17 protein-coding genes are annotated in these 17,054 nt (G+C 73.2%); 9 read left to right on the top strand and 8 right to left on the bottom strand.

Going from position 1 to position 17,054, the window contains the following annotated elements:
- Positions 1 to 50 precede the first annotated feature (50 nt).
- The 3 genes from otsB to ACIBAD_RS22540 all read right to left on the bottom strand — a co-directional run bounded on the left by otsB (position 51) and on the right by ACIBAD_RS22540 (position 2,620).
- Entirely contained in the window at positions 51 to 899 is an 849-nt protein-coding gene (gene otsB / locus ACIBAD_RS22550; protein ID WP_398908153.1) for a trehalose-phosphatase, read from the bottom strand.
- Positions 900 to 992: 93 nt separating this feature from the next.
- Positions 993 to 1,229, bottom strand: a complete 237-nt coding sequence (locus ACIBAD_RS22545; protein WP_030156982.1) for a DUF3263 domain-containing protein — start codon at positions 1,227 to 1,229, stop codon at positions 993 to 995.
- Positions 1,230 to 1,318: 89 nt separating this feature from the next.
- The gene (locus tag ACIBAD_RS22540; protein WP_398908152.1) at positions 1,319 to 2,620 is read right to left on the bottom strand and encodes an extracellular solute-binding protein; all 1,302 of its coding nucleotides are present in this window, start codon (positions 2,618 to 2,620) and stop codon (positions 1,319 to 1,321) included.
- A 199-nt stretch (positions 2,621 to 2,819) separates the two neighbouring features.
- Between ACIBAD_RS22540 and ACIBAD_RS22535 the strand changes: the two genes are divergently transcribed.
- The 3 genes from ACIBAD_RS22535 to ACIBAD_RS22525 all read left to right on the top strand — a co-directional run bounded on the left by ACIBAD_RS22535 (position 2,820) and on the right by ACIBAD_RS22525 (position 5,937).
- Positions 2,820 to 3,752: an ROK family protein gene (locus ACIBAD_RS22535; protein WP_398908231.1), complete on the top strand. Its 933-nt coding sequence runs from the start codon at positions 2,820 to 2,822 to the stop codon at positions 3,750 to 3,752.
- On the top strand, positions 3,752 to 4,903 hold the full coding sequence (nagA, locus tag ACIBAD_RS22530; protein WP_398908151.1) for an N-acetylglucosamine-6-phosphate deacetylase: 1,152 nt from the start codon (positions 3,752 to 3,754) through the stop codon (positions 4,901 to 4,903). Before ACIBAD_RS22535 ends, nagA begins: the two co-directional genes overlap by 1 nt.
- Positions 4,904 to 5,019: 116 nt before the next feature.
- Positions 5,020 to 5,937 carry a 1-phosphofructokinase family hexose kinase gene (locus ACIBAD_RS22525; RefSeq protein WP_398908150.1) on the top strand — a complete coding sequence of 306 codons (918 nt, stop codon included), beginning with the start codon at positions 5,020 to 5,022 and terminating at the stop codon, positions 5,935 to 5,937.
- 24 nt (positions 5,938 to 5,961) lie between these two features.
- Here ACIBAD_RS22525 and ACIBAD_RS22520 read toward each other — a convergent pair whose 3' ends face one another.
- Both ACIBAD_RS22520 and cdgB read right to left on the bottom strand, forming a co-directional pair.
- The gene (locus ACIBAD_RS22520) at positions 5,962 to 6,978 is read right to left on the bottom strand and encodes a CBM35 domain-containing protein (RefSeq protein ID WP_134073322.1); all 1,017 of its coding nucleotides are present in this window, start codon (positions 6,976 to 6,978) and stop codon (positions 5,962 to 5,964) included.
- Positions 6,979 to 7,046: 68 nt separating this feature from the next.
- Positions 7,047 to 8,810, bottom strand: coding sequence for a diguanylate cyclase CdgB (gene cdgB / locus ACIBAD_RS22515; RefSeq protein WP_134073320.1), 1,764 nt, complete (start codon positions 8,808 to 8,810; stop codon positions 7,047 to 7,049).
- A 303-nt stretch (positions 8,811 to 9,113) separates the two neighbouring features.
- On the opposite strand from cdgB, the gene ACIBAD_RS22510 reads away from it, so the two are divergent.
- Complete coding sequence (locus ACIBAD_RS22510; RefSeq protein ID WP_389018146.1) at positions 9,114 to 9,683, top strand: flavin reductase family protein; 570 nt, start codon at positions 9,114 to 9,116, stop codon at positions 9,681 to 9,683.
- Positions 9,684 to 9,746: 63 nt separating this feature from the next.
- On the opposite strand, the gene arfB is transcribed toward ACIBAD_RS22510, so the two are convergent.
- Positions 9,747 to 10,172 (bottom strand): alternative ribosome rescue aminoacyl-tRNA hydrolase ArfB, encoded by a 426-nt coding sequence (arfB, locus tag ACIBAD_RS22505; protein ID WP_053786579.1) that lies wholly within the window; start codon positions 10,170 to 10,172, stop codon positions 9,747 to 9,749.
- Between the two features lie 158 nt (positions 10,173 to 10,330).
- Here arfB and ACIBAD_RS22500 point away from each other — a divergent pair, with 158 nt between their 5' ends.
- Complete coding sequence (locus ACIBAD_RS22500) at positions 10,331 to 10,906, top strand: TerD family protein (RefSeq protein WP_030156998.1); 576 nt, start codon at positions 10,331 to 10,333, stop codon at positions 10,904 to 10,906.
- A gap of 101 nt (positions 10,907 to 11,007) precedes the next feature.
- Positions 11,008 to 11,523, top strand: a complete 516-nt coding sequence (locus ACIBAD_RS22495) for a GNAT family N-acetyltransferase (RefSeq protein ID WP_134073316.1) — start codon at positions 11,008 to 11,010, stop codon at positions 11,521 to 11,523.
- A 31-nt stretch (positions 11,524 to 11,554) separates the two neighbouring features.
- Here the strand turns inward: ACIBAD_RS22495 and ACIBAD_RS22490 are convergent, their stop codons facing one another.
- The gene (locus ACIBAD_RS22490) at positions 11,555 to 12,976 is read right to left on the bottom strand and encodes a M1 family metallopeptidase (RefSeq protein WP_398908149.1); all 1,422 of its coding nucleotides are present in this window, start codon (positions 12,974 to 12,976) and stop codon (positions 11,555 to 11,557) included.
- 42 nt (positions 12,977 to 13,018) lie between these two features.
- Positions 13,019 to 13,585 (bottom strand): heme-binding protein, encoded by a 567-nt coding sequence (locus ACIBAD_RS22485; protein WP_134073314.1) that lies wholly within the window; start codon positions 13,583 to 13,585, stop codon positions 13,019 to 13,021.
- A gap of 337 nt (positions 13,586 to 13,922) precedes the next feature.
- Between ACIBAD_RS22485 and ACIBAD_RS22480 the strand changes: the two genes are divergently transcribed.
- From ACIBAD_RS22480 to ACIBAD_RS22470, 3 genes are all read left to right on the top strand, one after another.
- Positions 13,923 to 15,044, top strand: a complete 1,122-nt coding sequence (locus ACIBAD_RS22480; protein ID WP_398908230.1) for a sensor histidine kinase — start codon at positions 13,923 to 13,925, stop codon at positions 15,042 to 15,044.
- On the top strand, positions 15,041 to 15,682 hold the full coding sequence (locus tag ACIBAD_RS22475) for a response regulator (RefSeq protein ID WP_398908148.1): 642 nt from the start codon (positions 15,041 to 15,043) through the stop codon (positions 15,680 to 15,682). Before ACIBAD_RS22480 ends, ACIBAD_RS22475 begins: the two co-directional genes overlap by 4 nt.
- A gap of 168 nt (positions 15,683 to 15,850) precedes the next feature.
- On the top strand, positions 15,851 to 16,993 hold the full coding sequence (locus ACIBAD_RS22470) for a M4 family metallopeptidase (protein WP_398908147.1): 1,143 nt from the start codon (positions 15,851 to 15,853) through the stop codon (positions 16,991 to 16,993).
- The last annotated feature ends 61 nt before the right edge of the window (positions 16,994 to 17,054 follow it).

The raw sequence follows: 17,054 nt of genomic DNA, 5'->3' as shown, positions 1-17,054 counted from the left end.
CGCTGCCGCCGCGCGGGGCCCGAGGGGCTCCGCGGGGCGGCAGGGCCCCGTCAGCCGCGGATGGCCGCGGCCAGGACGGCCAGGAAGTCCGCCACCGCGCCGGGGCCGGGCAGGACCAGGTCCGCCCGGGCGGCGAGCTCGGGGACCTCGGCGGAGCCGCTGCACACCAGCAGCCCCGGCAGACCGTCGGCCCGGCGCTTCTCCACCGCGGAGTACGCGGCGAGGTCACCGAGGTCGTCGCCCGCGTAGAGGACCGCCTCGGCATCCCGTTCCGCCACGAACTCCGTCAGGGCGACGCCCTTGTCCATGCCCGGGGGGCGCAGCTCCAGGACCGCACGGCCCGGCTCCACCATGAGCCCGTGGCGGGCCGCCAGTTCGGCCAGGGGTTCCCGCAGCGCCGCGAAGGCCGCCGCCGGGTCGTCCGCGCGCCGGGTGTGGACGGCCAGCGCCCGGCCCTTCTCCTCGATCCAGGTACCGCGCCAGGCGCCGATGGATTCCAGGAACCCGGGCAGCTCCGCCCGTACGGCGGCGACTCCCGGGTGCTCGGCCGGTGCGTGGACGATGCCGGTCACCGCGTCCCACCGCTCGGCGCCGTAGTGGCCGAGGACCACGAGGTGTTCCAGGCCGGGGACACCGGCGAAGCCGCCGTAGCGGACGGCGACGCCGGCCGGGCGGCCGGTGATCACGGCCACCGAGTCGACCTCGGGGGCGAGCGCGGAGAGGGCCGGGACGGCCCCGGGGTGGGCCCGCGCCTGGTCCGGGTCGGGGACGATGTCGGCGAGGGTGCCGTCGAAGTCGAGCGCGACGACGGAACGGCGGGGTGCGCGGAGCAGGGCTTCGAGGCCCTCACGTCCGGCAGCGGTGACGGGCATCGGCAAGTCGTGCGGATGGCTCCCCATAGGCACGACCCTAACGGCCCGGCCGGGCCACGGCTACGGCGCGGGAAGCCCTGACACCCCCCGGGGGGCGTCCGCCGCCCGCGGGGCCGTCCCTCAGCGCCGAGCCCGCTGGGCCTCGCGGATGCGGCGGAGCCGGTTGACGGTGCCGGGGGCGTGGGCCAGCGCCCGCGGGTCGTCCATCAGCACGTTGAGCAGCTGGTAGTAGCGGACCGGGGTCATCCCCAGCCCTTCCCGTATCGCCCGCTCCTTGGCCCCGGGCCCGGGCCAGGTGCGTCCCTCGTACGCGAGCACCGCGGCCTCGGTGGCCGTCAGCCCCACGTCGTCCGTCATACCGCCAGATTAACGCCGCCCTGTGACACCCGGCCGGCCCGCGCCCCTCGGCGCCCGCGCCCCGGCCGGCGCCGTTCGGCCGGGGCCCGTCAGTGGGCGTCCGCCCTGCGCGCCGACTCGGCGATGTCCTCCAGGACCTTCGCCGGCTGCCCGCCCGGCTGCACGCTCTTGCCGATGTTCTGCTTGACGTCCTCGCTGACCCCGGCCCAGGACTTCTTGCCGACCGGGTAGAGCCGCGCGTTCGGCAGCGCCTGCAGGAACGTCTTCAGCTGCGTCGCCGAGCCGCCCGTACTGGCGTCCATCGCCCGGTAGCCGGTCGTCGTGACCGGCAGCAGGTCGTACTTGTTGGTGAAGGCCGTCACGTTCTTCGCCTCGTACAGGTAGTCCAGGAACTGCCCGGACTCCTTGCGGTGGCCGTTCTTGAAGGCCATCACCCAGTCCGCGACGCCCATCGTCGGGTGCTCGGTGCCGTCGGCGGTCGGCATCGCCACCATGCCGAACTTCACGCCCTTCTCCGCCGCCTGCTTCAGCAGCGTGGGGTGGCCGTTGAGCATGCCGACCTCGCCCCGGGTGAAGGCGTCGAACGCCGCCCGCCGGTCGGTCTTCGCCGGTTCCAGCGGTCCGGTCAGGCCCTGGCCGACCATCTTGTCGCGCAGGAACTCGAACGTCTTGACGTTGTCCGGGGAGTCGATCGCGTACGCCTCTTCGTTGTCGGTGTAGCCGCCACCGCCCGCGAGCATCCACATCATCGTCTCGGCCTGCGCCTCCTCGCGGCCCAGCGGCAGCGCGAGCGGCGTCGGCACGCCCGCGGCCTTGAGCTTCTTCGCGGCGGCCTCCAGGTCGGCCCAGCTCTTCGGCTGCCAGCCGCCCTTGGCGTCCTTCGGCACGACCCCGGCGTCCGTCAGCAGCTTCTCGTTGTAGAAGAGCAGGCGGGTGCTGGCCACGAAGGGCATCCCGTACTGGACCCGCCGGACCTTGCCGGCGTCCGCGAGCGGCGCCAGGAAGTCGGCCTCGGTGCTGACGGAGAGCAGTTCCTCCGCCGTGTACAGCTTGCCGGCGGCCGCGTAGTCGGCGTACGCGCCGATCTGAGCGATGTCGGGGGCCTTGCCGGCCTTGACCATCTCCGCGACCTTGGCGTCGACCTCGGACCAGGAGTAGACGCTGACCTCGACCTTGACGCCGGGGTGGTCCTTCTGGAAGCCGGCGGCGAGGTCCTTCCAGTAGCCCGTCGAGGAGTTCTGCGGATTGTCCCCGTAGTCGGCCGCCACGACCCGCAGGGTCACGTCGTTGTCCCCGGTGAGACTCCCCACGGCTCCGCAGCCCGTCAGTGCCGCGGCGGTCAGGCTCAGCGCGGCGCCGGTCGCGGCCAGGCTCAGGTAACGGCCCTTCACAGTTCTCGATCCACCCCTTGTTGTACGTACGATCCACGTAAGGTCTACACCACTTTGGCGGCTCGTCCACATCGGGAACGCACGGTGTCCGGTTCGTCGCCCGACCGAGGTCTCCGATTTTGTATGGCCGCTCAACAATCCCCTCCAATGGACTAGACCTTTCCCCGCCGAGCACGCGAGACTGTCACCTGTGAAACCCGTGAAACACGTCATCGCCCTCGATGTGGGCGGCACCGGGATGAAGGCCGCCCTCATCGCCGAGGACGGCTCCCTGCTGCACGAGGCGCGCCGCGCCACCGGCCGCGACCGGGGCCCCGACGCCGTCGTCGAGACGATCCTGGAGTTCGCCGCCGAGCTGTCCGCGCTCGGCCGCGAGCGCTTCGGCTCGCCCGCCCGCGCGGCCGGCGTCGCCGTCCCCGGCATCGTCGACGCCGAGAACGGGATCGCCGTCTACGCGGCGAACCTGGGCTGGCGCGACGTACCGATGCGCGAGCTCCTCAGCAGACGGCTCGGCGGCATCCCGGTGGCCCTGGGCCACGACGTCCGCACGGGCGGACTCGCCGAAGGCCGCATCGGCGCCGGCCGGGGCGCCGACCGCTTCCTGTTCGTCCCCCTCGGCACCGGCATCGCCGGCGCCATCGGCATCGCCGGCCGCATCGAGGCCGGCGCCCACGGCTACGCGGGCGAGATCGGCCACATCGTGGTCCGCCCCGGCGGCCCCGCCTGCGGCTGCGGCCAGTACGGCTGCCTGGAGACCCTCGCCTCCGCGTCCGCCGTCAGCCGCGCCTGGGCGGCCGCCTCCGGCGACCCATCCGCGGACGCCGCGGACTGCGCCAAGGCCGTCGAGTCCGGCGACGAGCGCGCCCGCGAGGTGTGGCTGGCCGCCGTCGGCGCCCTCGCCGACGGCCTGGTCACCGCGATCACCCTGCTGGACCCGCGCACGCTGATCATCGGTGGCGGGCTCGCCGAGGCGGGGGAAACCTTGTTCACACCACTACGGACGGCCGTCGAGGAGCGCGTGACGTTCCAGCGGCTGCCCGACATCGTTCCGGCGGCCCTCGGGGACACCGCCGGATGCCTGGGCGCAGGGCTGCTCGCCTGGGACCTACTCGCCACGGAGGTACCTGCCTGATGTCCGGAAGCGCACACAGCACCGTTCTCTCCGGCGCCAGGGTGGTCCTGCCCACCGGGACCGTGGCGGGCGGCCGCGTCATCGTCGACGGCGAGCGCATCGCCGGCAGCGCCGGCGAGGACGCGCGGACCGTCGACCTGTCCGGGCACTGGCTCGTCCCCGGCTTCGTGGACATGCACAACCACGGCGGAGGCGGCGCCTCCTTCACCTCCGGCACCGCCGAGGAGGTCCTCAAGGGCGTACGGACCCACCGCGAGCACGGCACCACCACGCTCGTCGCCTCCACCGTCACCGGCGACCTGGACGAACTGGCCCGCCGCGCCGGGCTCCTGGCCGAGCTGACCCAGCAGGGCGAGATCGCCGGCATCCACTTCGAGGGGCCGTTCATCAACCCCTGCCGCAAGGGCGCCCACAAGGAGGACCTGCTCCGCGACCCCGACCCGGCCGAGGTCCGCAAGCTGATCGACGCCGCGCACGGCGCCGCCCGCATGTTCACCCTCGCCACCGAACTCCCGGGCGGGCTGGACTCCGTACGGCTGCTGGCCGAGCACGGGGTCATCGCCGCGATCGGGCACACCGACTCCACGTACGAGCAGACCCGCCAGGCCATCGACGCGGGCGCGACCGTGGCCACCCACCTGTACAACGCGATGCCCGGCATGGAACACCGCGCACCCGGCCCGATCGCCGCCCTGCTGGAGGACGAGCGGGTCACCGTCGAACTGATCAACGACGGCACCCATCTGCACCCGGCGATGCTGGAGCTGGCCTTCCACCACGCGGGCGCGCACCGCGTGGCGCTCATCACCGACGCGATGGACGCGGCGGGCTTCGGCGACGGGATCTACCACCTGGGGCCGCTGGAGGTCGAGGTCAAGGAGGGGGTGGCCCGCCTCGTCGAGGGCGGTTCGATCGCCGGCTCCACGCTGACCCTGGACACCGCGTTCAAGCGGTCGGTGACCCTGGACCAGCTGCCCGTGGAGTCCGTGGTCCAGGCGATCTCGGCCAATCCCGCCAAGCTGATCGGCCTGTACGACGAGGTCGGCTCGCTGGAGCCGGGCAAGTACGCCGACCTGGTCGTCCTGGACGCCGCGTTCGACGTCAAGGGCGTCATGCGGCGCGGCGAGTGGATCGTCGACCCGCTGCTCTGAGGCCCGCTGCGGCGCTGCTCTGAGCGGGTGCGGAGGGAAACGGGCGGCCCGCGGGACTGGGCCGCCCGTACTGCTGTTTGGCATGATCCCGGCACACACCGAAACCGGGGCCTGCCATGATCCTCACCGTGACGCTCAACACCGCACTCGACGTCACCCACCACGTACCGAAGCTGATTCCGCACACCTCGCACCGGGTCACCGCCGTGACCGAGCGGCCGGGCGGCAAGGGCCTCAACGTCGCCCGCGTACTGGCCGCGCTCGGCCACGAGGTCACCGCGACCGGCTTCGCGGGCGGCCGCACCGGCGCCGTCGTACGCGAACTGCTCGCCGAGACCGTGAAGGTGACGGACGCTCTGGTCCCCTGCGCGGGCACCACCCGGCGCACCCTGGCCGTGGTCGACGAGGCCTCGGGCGACACCACGCAGTTCAACGAGCCGGGCCCGCTGATCGGTTCCGCGGAATGGGCCGCCTTCCTCGACCGGTACGAGGCCCTGCTGGCCGGGGCCGCGGCGGTGGCCCTGTGCGGCAGCCTCCCGCCGGGCGTGCCGGTGGGCGCGTACGCCCTCCTCGTACGGGCCGCCCGCGCGGCCGGGGTCCCGGTCCTCCTGGACACCAGCGGCGAGGCCCTGCGCCGCGGGGTCGCCGCCCGGCCCGAGATGATCAAGCCGAACGCAGCCGAGCTCGCCGAGCTGACCGGCTCCCGCGAGCCGCTCCAGGCCACCCGCGACGCCCGCCGCCGCGGCGCGCACGCCGTGGTGACCTCACTCGGCCCCGACGGACTGCTGGCGGCCACGGCCCACGGCACCTGGCAGGCGGCCCCGCCGCGCGCCCTGACGGGCAACCCAACCGGAGCCGGCGACTCCGCGGTGGCGGGCCTGCTGTCGGCCCTCACGGAGGGCCTGGACTGGCCGGCCCGCCTGACCCGCGCGGTCGCCCTCTCGGCGGCCACGGTCCACGCCCCGACGGCGGGAGACTTCGACCCCCGCACCTACGAGGAGGTACGGGGGTCGGTGAAGCTGACGGCACGCTAGGAGCGGCGGGGGCCGGGCCCGGGATCAGCCCTTCTCGAGCCAGAGCTGGTCGAGGGCGACCTCGCACTGGTTGCCGGCTTCGCACGAGACCTTGATCGTGTTCGTGCCCTGCTTGAGGGTCACGAGCGACCAGGTGTTCGTCCAGCCCTTGTCCCACTCGCCCGGCTTGGCCCCGGAGAAGTTCTTCATGTTGACCGGCCGGGACTGCGCCTCGCCGTTGACGGTCAGGGTGGTGCTGGCGTCCTTGCCCGGCACCCCGTAGACCATCTTCAGCTTGTACTGGCCCGCCTTGGCCACGTCCACGGTCCAAGTCGCCGCCGCACCGGGGGCGTTCAGCCCGCCCACGTACTGGCCGCCCGCGCTCTTCGCGCCCGGGACCGCGGCCTCCAGGTGCGCGCCGCCCGTGAGGGACATGCCCGCGCCCGAGGCGTCCGCCTTGGGCAGCGGGGCCTCCGAGGACTGCGAGGGGCTCGGCTGCGCGGAGGTGGAGGTCTGCGGCTGCGCGGACTGCTGTCCGCCCGTCGCGCCGCCCTTGTCCTTGTCCTTGTCCTTGTCGCCGAAGGCCACGGCCGCACCGATGCCGATTGCGACCGCGGCGACCACCGCGACCGCCGCGATGAGCATGCCCTTGCGGCTGGAACCGCCGCCTCCGCCGTGGCCTCCGTGGCCGCCCGGCGCCGGGATCGTCGCAGTGCTCTGGCCCTGCTGCGGCGGAACGCCGTAGCCGCCCGCCTGGAGCGCTTCCGGGGCCTGGTACTGGGCCTGGTAGGACGGCTGCTGCTGGGGCGGAACCTGGGCGCCGCGCTGGCCGCCGTACGTCCGCTCACCGACCGTGCGCACCTGGTTGTACGAGGTACGGGGGACACCGGGCTGCACGCCGGGCTGCCCACCGACCGTCGGGCCGGGGTAGCCGTATCCACCGCCCTGCGCGGGCGGGGTGGCTCCGGCGGCCTGGCCGTCCGCGTAGAGATAGCCGAACGGATCGTCGTCCTCGGGCTTGTTCGCCCCACTGTTCGGGCCGTTGTTCGCGGGCGTCGTCATCGCAGGTCACTCCTTTCGACCCACGGGAGCCTACCCCGAACACGTGCACCCACGGGCGGCCGATCGCCTCAGCCGGCCCGGCGGTGCGCCTTGGAACGGGACCTTTTCTCGATGTACATCCGCTGGTCGGCGGAGCGCAGCACCTCGTCCGCCGACATGCCGCAGCTGGCCCAGCCGATCCCGAAACTGGCGCCCACACGGACCGCGCGGCCGTCCACCCGGATCGGCGGGATGATCGCGTTGCGCAGCCGGACGGCCAGGTCGGCGGCGTCGGCCGCGCCCAGTCCGTCCGCGAGGACGACGAATTCGTCACCACCCAGCCGAGCGACGGTGTCACCGTCCCTGACGCCCGTCGTCAGCCGCCGGGCCACCTCGATCAGGACGGCGTCACCGGTGTGGTGCCCGAACCGGTCGTTGATCGACTTGAACCCGTCGAGGTCGCAGAAGAGCACCGCGAGCCCCTTCGTCCCGTCGTCGATGTCCGTCGCGGGCGCCACCATGTGCACGTGGTGGTCGTACGGGCCCGGGCCCGCGCCGGGCCCGCCGGGCCCGGGCACCCCCGGGACACCGGGAGCGGGCACCGCCGGGGCGCCGGGGTACTCGAAGGGCTCGGGGTAGGCGTCGGGACGAAAGCCGTGCTCCCCGACGGCACCACCCGCCTCGATCCCGCCGCCGTGGCCGCCGTGGCCGCCGTGCGCCCCGTGCCCCTCGTACGCCGCGTCGAGCGCCTCCACGGCGGTGGCGCGGACCGACTGCGGCCTGCGGCACAGCCGCGCCCCGAGGCGGGAACGCAGCTCGGCGCTGTTGGGGAGGCCGGTCAGCGAGTCGTGGCTGGCCCGGTGGGCGAGCTGGAGCTCGTGGCGCTTGCGCTCCTCGATGTCCTCGACGTGCGTGAGCAGGAACCGCGGCCCGTCGGCGGCGTCCGCGACGACGGAGTTGCGCAGCGAGACCCATACGTACGTGCCGTCGCGCCGCCCGAGCCGCAGCTCCGCCCGGCCACCCTCGGCGGAGGTCCGCAGCAGCGTCCCGATGTCCTCCGGGTGGACCAGGTCGGAGAAGGAGTAGCGGCGCAGTACGGAGGCGGGCCGGCCCAGCAGCCGGCACAGCGCGTCGTTGGTCCGCAGCAGCCGCCCGTGCTGGTCCCCGCCCATCTCGGCGATCGCCATGCCGCTGGGCGCGTACTCGAAGGCCTGCCGGAAGGACTCCTCGCTGGCGCGCAGCGCCTGCTGTTCACGCTCCAGCCGGACCAGGGCCCGCTGCATGTTCGCGCGCAGCCGTGCGTTGCTGATCGCAATCGCCGCTTGGAAGGCGTACATCTGGAGCGCCTCGCGCCCCCACGCGCCGGGGCGGCGCCCGTTGCGCGGTCTGTCCACCGAAATGACACCCAGAAGTTCCCCGCCGGACGCATACATGGGGGCGTAGAGCCGGTCCTCGGGGTGCCACTCGTCGGCGAAGCGCGGATCGGGGCCGTCCGTGTGCCACTGGGGCACGTCGTCCTCCAGGAGGACCCACCCCTCGGTGTGCGGGATGAAGCGGAGCCCGTCCCAGCTCTCACCCATCGTCAGACGGCGCTCCCAGGAGGCGCGGGAGCCGACGCGGCCGGTGATGAGGGCCTCTGCGGCGGGGTCGCCGGCGAATGCGGCGACGACGAGATCCCCGTCAGGGCGTACGAGATTGACACAGGCGAGTTCGTAGCCGAGGCCCACGACGATGCCGTCCACGACGGTCTGCAGGGTGTCCGCCAGGCTCCTGGCCGTGTTGAGTTCGGCCACCACCTGATGGAGCTGCCGCAGGGTCGCAAGACGGACGTACGGCTCCGACTCGGTCTCCATTGCTCGCTCTCCCCGAGACCTCGACAGCAACTCCAGGTTTGTCATCGGCGTTTCGTTGCGGTGTCCCGTCCACTGAATCACAGTGAGCTGTGCGGCAGGTACACAGGGTCAACAAATCTTGCCCTCTGTGACTCAAGTCACATGAGATGAATAAAGGTGGGCGATGGGGGTCGTGTCACGCGGGAGCGCTCCCCTGCATTCCCGGGAGCAAACGATACGCCCGGGCCTAGGCCAAGGGGCGGGGACGCGGCTCGGACTCGGGCCCGATGCGCGACGCAGGAGGGCGAGACTAGCGTTCCGAACGTGCCGAAGACGACCCCTGTACCCGTGCCGATCCCCGCCACCCTTCATCCTGAGGGCGTGAGCAACGACGAGTTCCGTGCCGCGATGTCCCGACTGGCGGCGGGCGTGTGCCTGATCACCGCGCACGAGCCGCCCCTGACACCGACCGGCCCGGACGGCGAGGACGTCGGCATGACCGCGACCGCCTTCATGTCCGTGTCCCTGGACCCGCCGCTGGTCCTGGTGAGCCTGCGCGAGGGCTCCCGGATGGACGACCTGCTGGCCGAGCAGCCGCTGTGGGCGGTCTCGGTGCTCGCCGACCACCAGGTGCAGGTGGCGAGCCGCTTCTCGATGAAGAACCGCATCAGCGACCGGCTGCTCTTCGCGGACCTGCCCTACGGGCGCGGCGAGGTCTCGGGGGCCCCGCTGCTGACGGGCGCGCTGGCCACCCTCGAATGCCGTACGGAGAACCGCGTCGAGGCGGGCGACCACACCCTAGTCATCGGCCGCGTCCTGACCGCGGCGCTCCCCTCCCCGGACTCCCCGCCGCTGACGTACTTCCGCGGCCGCTACCGCCACCTGGCGGGCTGAGGACCGCAGCGGCGCACCCGGTCGCGACCTGTCGCACCCGGTCGCCACCGATCGCGGCGGTCGCTACCAGTCGCGGCCGGTGCGGCCGCGCTTGGTCTCCGCCCGGGCCTTCTTCTCGCGCAGGCGGCGTTCGTTGATCCCCCGCGGGATCTTCGTGGCGCGGCGCGCCTTCGGCGGCGGGGCGGTGGCCTCCGCGAGCACGGACGCCATCCGGACCAGCGCCATCTCCCGGTTGCGGAACTGCGACCGGTGCTCCGAGGCCCGTACGGTCAGCACCCCGTCCACCAGCCGGGCCGCGAGCCGCTCCAGCGCCCGCTCCTTCCACACGTCCGGCAGCGCCTTCGTCGCCGCGACGTCGAACAGCAGCTCCACCCGCGAGTCCGAGGTGTTCACGTGCTGACCGCCCGGCCCGGAGGATCGCGAAAAGCGCCAGGCGAGCTCCGCCTCGGGGAGCACGACCGAACCGCGAATGACATAGGGACCAGGCATGCCCCCATGATCCCGCCCCGCGCGATGCCCGTCACCCGTATTTCGCCGCGCGTATTCCGCCGCGCGGAACCTACCGGCCCTCTCGCCGCGTTATGTAGGTCAGCGGTACCTTGGCCACGATCTCGCGGCCAAGCGAAGAGGAAGGGACACCAGTCAAAATGGCAGTAAGCCTGTCCAAGGGCGGCAACGTCTCGCTCACGAAGGAGGCCCCCGGCCTCAGCGCCGTCACGGTCGGCCTCGGCTGGGACGTCCGTACGACGACCGGTGTCGACTTCGACCTGGACGCCTCCGCCATCGCGGTCAACGCGATGGGCAAGGTCGTCTCCGACGGTCACTTCGTCTTCTTCAACAACAAGTCCACCCCGGACCAGAGCATCGTCCACACCGGTGACAACCGCACCGGCGAGGGCTCCGGCGACGACGAGTCCATCAACGTCAACCTCGCCACCCTCGCGGCCGACGTGGACAAGATCGTCTTCCCGGTCTCGATCTACGACGCCGACGCCCGCAGCCAGAACTTCGGCCAGGTCCGCAACGCGTACATCCGCGTCGTGAACCAGGCCGGCGGCGCCGAGATCGCCCGCTACGACCTCTCCGAGGACGCGGCCACCGAGACCGCCATGGTCTTCGGCGAGCTCTACCGCAACGGCGCCGAGTGGAAGTTCCGCGCGGTCGGCCAGGGTTACGCCTCCGGCCTGACCGGCATCGCCCAGGACTTCGGCGTCAACGTCTGAGTCCGAGGCTGAGCCCGGGGCCGGGTCCGACCGGCCGAGAGCACCACAGCCGAAGCCCCCTCCCGGCCGTCCGGGGAGGGGGCTTCGCTACGGTTCGGCAGGTGATCCTGCAACCGCTCGCGCCCGTGGACGGCGCACTGCCGGGCCCGGTCCTCACCGAGATCGCCGCGCTCTACGCGACCAACCACGCCTTCTTCGAGCTCAGCGGCGATTTCCCCGACCCGGACCGCATCACGGTCGAACAGGTCGCCGCGGCCCTCGCCGACGAACTCGCCCACGAAGGCGCCGAGGTGCTCCTGGCCCGCTCCGCCGGCCGGCTGGTCGGCCTGGCCGCCACCCTCGCCCACCACCCGGACCCCTCCTCCGGCGACCCGGACCCGTGGATCGGCCTGCTGCTCATCGACGCCACCGTGCACCGCGCGGGGTACGGGCGCGCCGTCGCCGGGCTCGTCGAGGACCGCTTCCGCGCCGCGGGCCGCACCGGCGTACGGCTCGCCGTGCTCGACGACAACCCCGCCGGCCTGGCCTTCTGGCAGTCCCAGGGCTACGCCGCGCTGCGCCGCGCCAAGGACCGCGAGCACGGCCGCGACTGCACGGTCCTGCGCAAGGCCCTGTAGGGGCCGCATACGGATGCGGGCCGTACGGGGGCTACTTCGGACGGCCCTCCCCGTACAGCCAGACGTCCCAGACCTTCTTCAGGTCGTGCCCCGTCGACCGCTCCGCGTACGCGGTGAAGTCGGCCGTACTCGCGTTCCCGAACCGGTGGTCGGTGGCCCAGCCGCGCAGCAGGGCGAAGAACTTCTCGTCGCCGACCTCCTGCCGGATCCGCTGGAGGACCATCGCGCCCCGGACGTACACCGGGGTCTCCGAGATGTCCTTGGCGCTGGGCGGGTCGGCGGGCGGGAAGGCGGCCCAGTCGGAGTCGGCCTCCTCGTCCACCGCGGTGTCGCCCGTGCGGAAGGCGTCGAAGTGCTGCTGGGCGGTGGTCCCTCCGTGGTCCTCGGACCACAGCCATTCGGCGTAGGTCGCGAAGCCCTCGTTGAGCCACATGTCCTTCCAGGACTTCGGTGACACCGAGTCCCCGAACCACTGGTGGGCCGTCTCGTGCAGGACGAGATCCTCGTCGGGCGCACCGGAGAAGACGGGTTTGGTCTGCGTCTCCAGCGCGTACGTGAGGGACTTGGCCGGCAGCACGATCGCCCCGGCGGTGCCGAAGGGGTACGGCCCGAACCTGCGGCTGCCCCACTCCACGATCTCGGGCAGCCGCGCCAGCGCCGGGGCGCCGGCGGCAGCCTCGCCGGGCGCGACGGCCTCGTACAGGGCGACCCCGGAGGGGGTCCGGCCGGTCGTCACGTCGAACTTCCCGATCGCGGCGGTGGCCAGGTAGCTCGCCATCGGCTCCGGGCTGTGCCACACGAACTCGGTCCGCCCGGCGGGGGAGTCGGTCCGGGAGGCCAACTCGCCGTTCGAGACCGCCTCGTAGCCCTTGGGTACGGTCAGGGTGATGTCGTAGGTGGCCTTGTCGCTGGGGTGGTGGTTCCCGGGGAACCAGGCCATCGATCCGATCGGCTCGCCGACCCCGACGGCCCCGTCGGCCGTGGTGATCCAGCCCTCCTTGGAGCCGTCCGCGTCCGCGATGGGCTTCGGCTTGCCGCGGTAGTCGATCTCCGTACGGAAGACCTCGCCCTTCTTGAGGTCCTTGGCGGGACGCACCGTCAGCTCCCGGCCGGTCCGGTTGTAGCGGGCGCCCGCGCCCTGCACGGTGACGTCCTCGACCTCCAGGCCGGCGAGGTCGAGGTTGAAGGAGCTGAGCCCCTGCTCCGCGCGGGCCGTGATGACGGCGGTGGCGTTCAACTCCCCGTCCGCGGGGTCGTAGTCGAGGTCCAGGTCGTAGTGCTCGACCTGGTAGCCGCCGTTGCCGGCCTTGGGGAAGTACGGGTCGCGCAGCCCGGACGCACCGGGCCGCCCCTGCACCGTGCCGGCCGTACACGCCGTGGTGAGGGCGAGCAGGACGGCAGCGGCGGCTGCGGGGGCGGCGGCGAGGCGGGAGGGTGCGCGGCGGTGTTCCACGCGCCCGATCCTATGGGGGCCCGATGTCGTACTTCGGGGTGATTACTTCTCCAGGGAGTCGGCGCCCGCCTTGGCGTACTTCTCGTCCAGGTCGCCGCTCGGAGCGCCGGCCACGCCGATGCCGGCGACCGGGGCGCCCTTGGCCTGCACCGGGGTGCCGCCGCCGAGGAAGAGGGTGCCGGGGATGTCCTTCAGGTTCGGGGTCTGGGCGAGGCGGCCCGCGAGCACCGAGGTCGGGGCGTTCCAGGACACGGCGGTGAAGGCCTTGCGCTGCGCCGACTCGTAGGACTGCGGGCCCGCGCCGTCGCCGCGCAGGGTGACGATGGTGTTGCCGTTACGGTCCACGACCGCGACCGTCACCTTCTGGTTCTCCTTCTGCGCGGCGTCCAGCGCGGCCTGGGCGGCGCGGGTGGCGGCGTCGACGGTGAGGTGGGTCGTGGTGGTGAAGTTCTTCTCGTCCGCCCCGCCGTCCTTCTTCGCGGTGGCGGCGGCAGCGGCGGCCGGGGCGGTCTCGGCCTGCGCTGCGCTGGCGCTGACCGCGCCGAAGGTCCCGGCGCCGAGCGCGACGGCGAGAGCGGTACCGGTGAGAACGCGGGTGCGGGTGTTCATGTCTGCTGCTCCTGGGTGCATCGGCTGAGTACGTCGGCTCGTCCTGCTGCTCCAAGCCTGGGGCCGCACCCGGCCCCGACCGGTCCCCGTACCGGCTCGCGACGGCTGCCGCACCGGTTGACCCCGGGGTCAACCGATCGGTCGATGCGGAGCGGGTACGGGTGCGGATTGGCTGGTCGGCGCCATCGCGTACGACCAGGCACGATGGAGGAGCCAGACACCGACCCGGGAGCCCGCTGTGAGCCACCACGTAAGGCGCGTACCGCCACAGGCGGCGGGGGTGCCCGGGGTGCGGGGCGCGCCCGGGAAGGCGGACACGCGGGCTCTGGCCGCCGTCATGCACACGGCTTTCTTCCTGCTCCTCGGCGCCTCGGTGGCCCGCTTCCTGCTGCGCCACCCCGGCTCGCCCGGCACCCCGTGGATCCTCGCCCTCAGCATCGCGCTGGCCCTGCTGTACGTACTCGGCCCCGCGCTCGGGGCCGCGCCCACGGTGCGCCGGCTGCTCTGGCTCGGGCTGGTCGTGGCGGTCTGGGTGGTCCTGGTCGTCCTCGCGCCCAGCTTCGCCTGGTGCGCCGTCCCCCTCTTCTTCACCGCCCTGCGCACCCTGCCGCCCCGCGCGGCGATCGTCCTGGTGGCCCTGCTGACGGTGTTCGTGGTGGCCGCCCAGCTCAAGCTCTCGCGCGAGTTCGACCCGAACCTGCTGCTCGCCCCGCCCGCGATCGCGGCCCTGGCCACCGCGGTCTTCGTCCACATGGAGCGCCAGGCCGAGTCCCAGCGCGCCCTGATCGACGACCTGATCCGCACCCGCCGCGAGCTGGCCGCCACCGAACGCCGCGAGGGCACCCTCGCCGAGCGGCAGCGGCTGTCGATGGAGATCCACGACACGCTCGCGCAGCACCTGTCCAGCCAGCAGATGCTGCTCCAGGCCGCGGACCGCACCTGGGACAGCGACCCGGCCACCGCCCGCGCGCACGTCCGTACCGCCACCGGCATCGCGGCGCGCGGGCTGGCGGAGGCGCGGCGCCTGGTCCACGACTTGGCCCCGCCGGAGCTCGAAGGGCGCGGCGGCCTCGCGGACGCGCTGCGCGCGCTCGACGCGGGCCCGGACATCGAGGTCCGCTTCCACCTGGAGGGCGCGCCGGCCCCGCTCCCGGACCGGGTCCAGTCGGCGCTGCTGCGGATCGCGCAAGGCGCGCTGGCCAACGTACGGGAGCACGCGCACGCCCGGACCGCGGCCCTGACCCTGAGCTTCCTGGGCGACCAGGTGGTCCTGGACGTCGCGGACGACGGCGAGGGGTTCACCGAGCCGCGCGGGGCGGGCGCGGCCGGGGACCGCGGGCACGGGCTCCCGGCGATGCGCGCCCGCGTCCGCCAGCTCGGCGGCACCCTGACCCTCGAATCCACCCCCGGCGAGGGCACGGTCCTCTCCGCGGCCGTCCCCCTGGAGCCCCCCGCATGACGACCGGAACCGGCCCGATGACGACGATCCTGCTCTGCGACGACCACGCGGTGGTCCGCGCCGGCCTGCTGGCACTGCTCGGCAGCGCGCCCGACATCGAGGTGCTGGGCGAGGCGGGCAGCGGCGAGGAGGCCGTCGCCCTGGCGGCGAAGCTGCGCCCGGACGTGGTGCTGATGGACCTCCAGCTGGGCGAGGGCATCGACGGGGTCGAGGCCACCCGCCGCATCACGGCGGTGACCGACCCGCCGCACGTACTGGTCCTGACGACGTACGACACGGACGCGGACGTCACCCGGGCGATCGCGGCGGGCGCCACGGGCTACCTGCTGAAGGCGGAGCGCCCGGAGGAGCTGTTCGCCGCCATCCACTCGGCGGCGGCGGGCCGCACCACCCTCTCCCCGCCGGTGGCGAGCCGCGTGATGGCCCACATGCGGGGCTCGCGCCCGACGCTGACGGACCGCGAACTGGACATCCTGGGCCAGCTGGCTCGGGGCTTGGGCAACCGGGACATCGCCCGGGCCCTGTTCATCAGCGAGGCCACGGTCAAGACCCACCTGGGCCGCATCTACGACAAGCTCGGCGTGGACACCCGGGCGGGAGCGGTCTCGGTGGCCAAGGAGCAGCGCCTCCTGCCGTAGGCCGCGTCTTCCGGATCATGCCGGGGGTGGGATCCGGACACCGGGCGGGGCGTGTTCGGACAACCGGCCCGAATCCCCCGGGAATCCTTGTCGTAGACCTGCCAAAGCCCTGCCCCGCCCTGCCACGCTCTCTCGCGCCGCCACCCCGGCCACCGCGAAGGAGCCCGAGTGACCCACCCCACGTCCTCTCGCCGCACCCGCCTCGCCGTCCTCCTCGGGACGGCCGCCGCCTTGACGGCCACGGCGGTGACAGCCCCGGCGACGGCCGCGGCCCAGCCCCCGTACGCAGCCGCCGGCGCAGGCGTAGGCGCCGGAATCGGCCCCGGGCCCGTCGCCGCCCTCGGCACGGGCCACAGCCAGCACGCCGGCGCCGTCCCCCTCAGCACCTACTTCACCGGCAGCGCCTACCAGCTCCGCGACACCACGCGCGGCAACCAGCGCACCCTCGACGCCATGAACCAGACCGGCGGCGGCACCCTCTTCACCGACCCCGACAACGACTGGGGCGGCGCCGGCACCCCCGCCGACCGCCAGTCCGCCGGCGTGGACGCCCACTACGCCACCGCCGTCACCTGGGACTTCTACAAGGGCGTCCTCGGACGCAACGGCATCCGCGGCGACGGCACCGGCGTCACCTCCCGCGTGCACTACGGCAGCAACCACCCCAACGCCTTCTTCGACCCGAGCTGCTTCTGCGCCAACTACGGCGACGACCCCGCCACCGGCCAGACCCTCGCCACCCTCGACGTCGTCGGCCACGAGCTCACCCACGGCGTGATCGCCTCCACCGCGGGCCTCGGCTCCTCAGGCGAACCCGGCGGCCTGAACGAGGGCACCGCCGACATCCTCGGCACCGCGATCGAGTTCTTCGCCGACAACGCCGCCGACGTCGGCGACTACTTCATCGGCGAGCGCGCCTTCGCCGACGGCCCCCTGCGCCGCATGGACCACCCCAGCCTCGACGGCCACTCCCGCGACTACTGGTCACGCGACATCGGCACCCTCGACGCGTACGCCGCCTCCGGCCCCGCCCGGCACTTCTTCTACCTCCTGGCCGAGGGCAGCGGACCCAAGGAGATCAACAAGATCTCCTACGACTCCCCCACGTACGACGGCTCCAAGCTGCTCGGCATCGGCCAGGACAAGGCGGTCCGCATCTGGTACCGGGCCCTGAGCACCTACATGACCTCCACCAGCGACTACGCCCGCGCCCGTACCGCCACCCTCATGGCCGCTGCCGACCTCTACGGGCCGGCCGGCGTGGAATACGGGCGCGTCGCCGCAGCCTGGAACGCCGTCAACGTCCGCTGACCCGGCCGCACGGCCACCGCCGGGACGGGGAGAGCCGCTCGGCCGACGGGCGCGTGCGGAT

The organism is Streptomyces sp. NPDC051109, from assembly GCF_044455885.1.
GTDB lineage: Bacteria > Actinomycetota > Actinomycetes > Streptomycetales > Streptomycetaceae > Streptomyces.
This window is presented reverse-complemented; position numbering and strand designations above follow the sequence as displayed.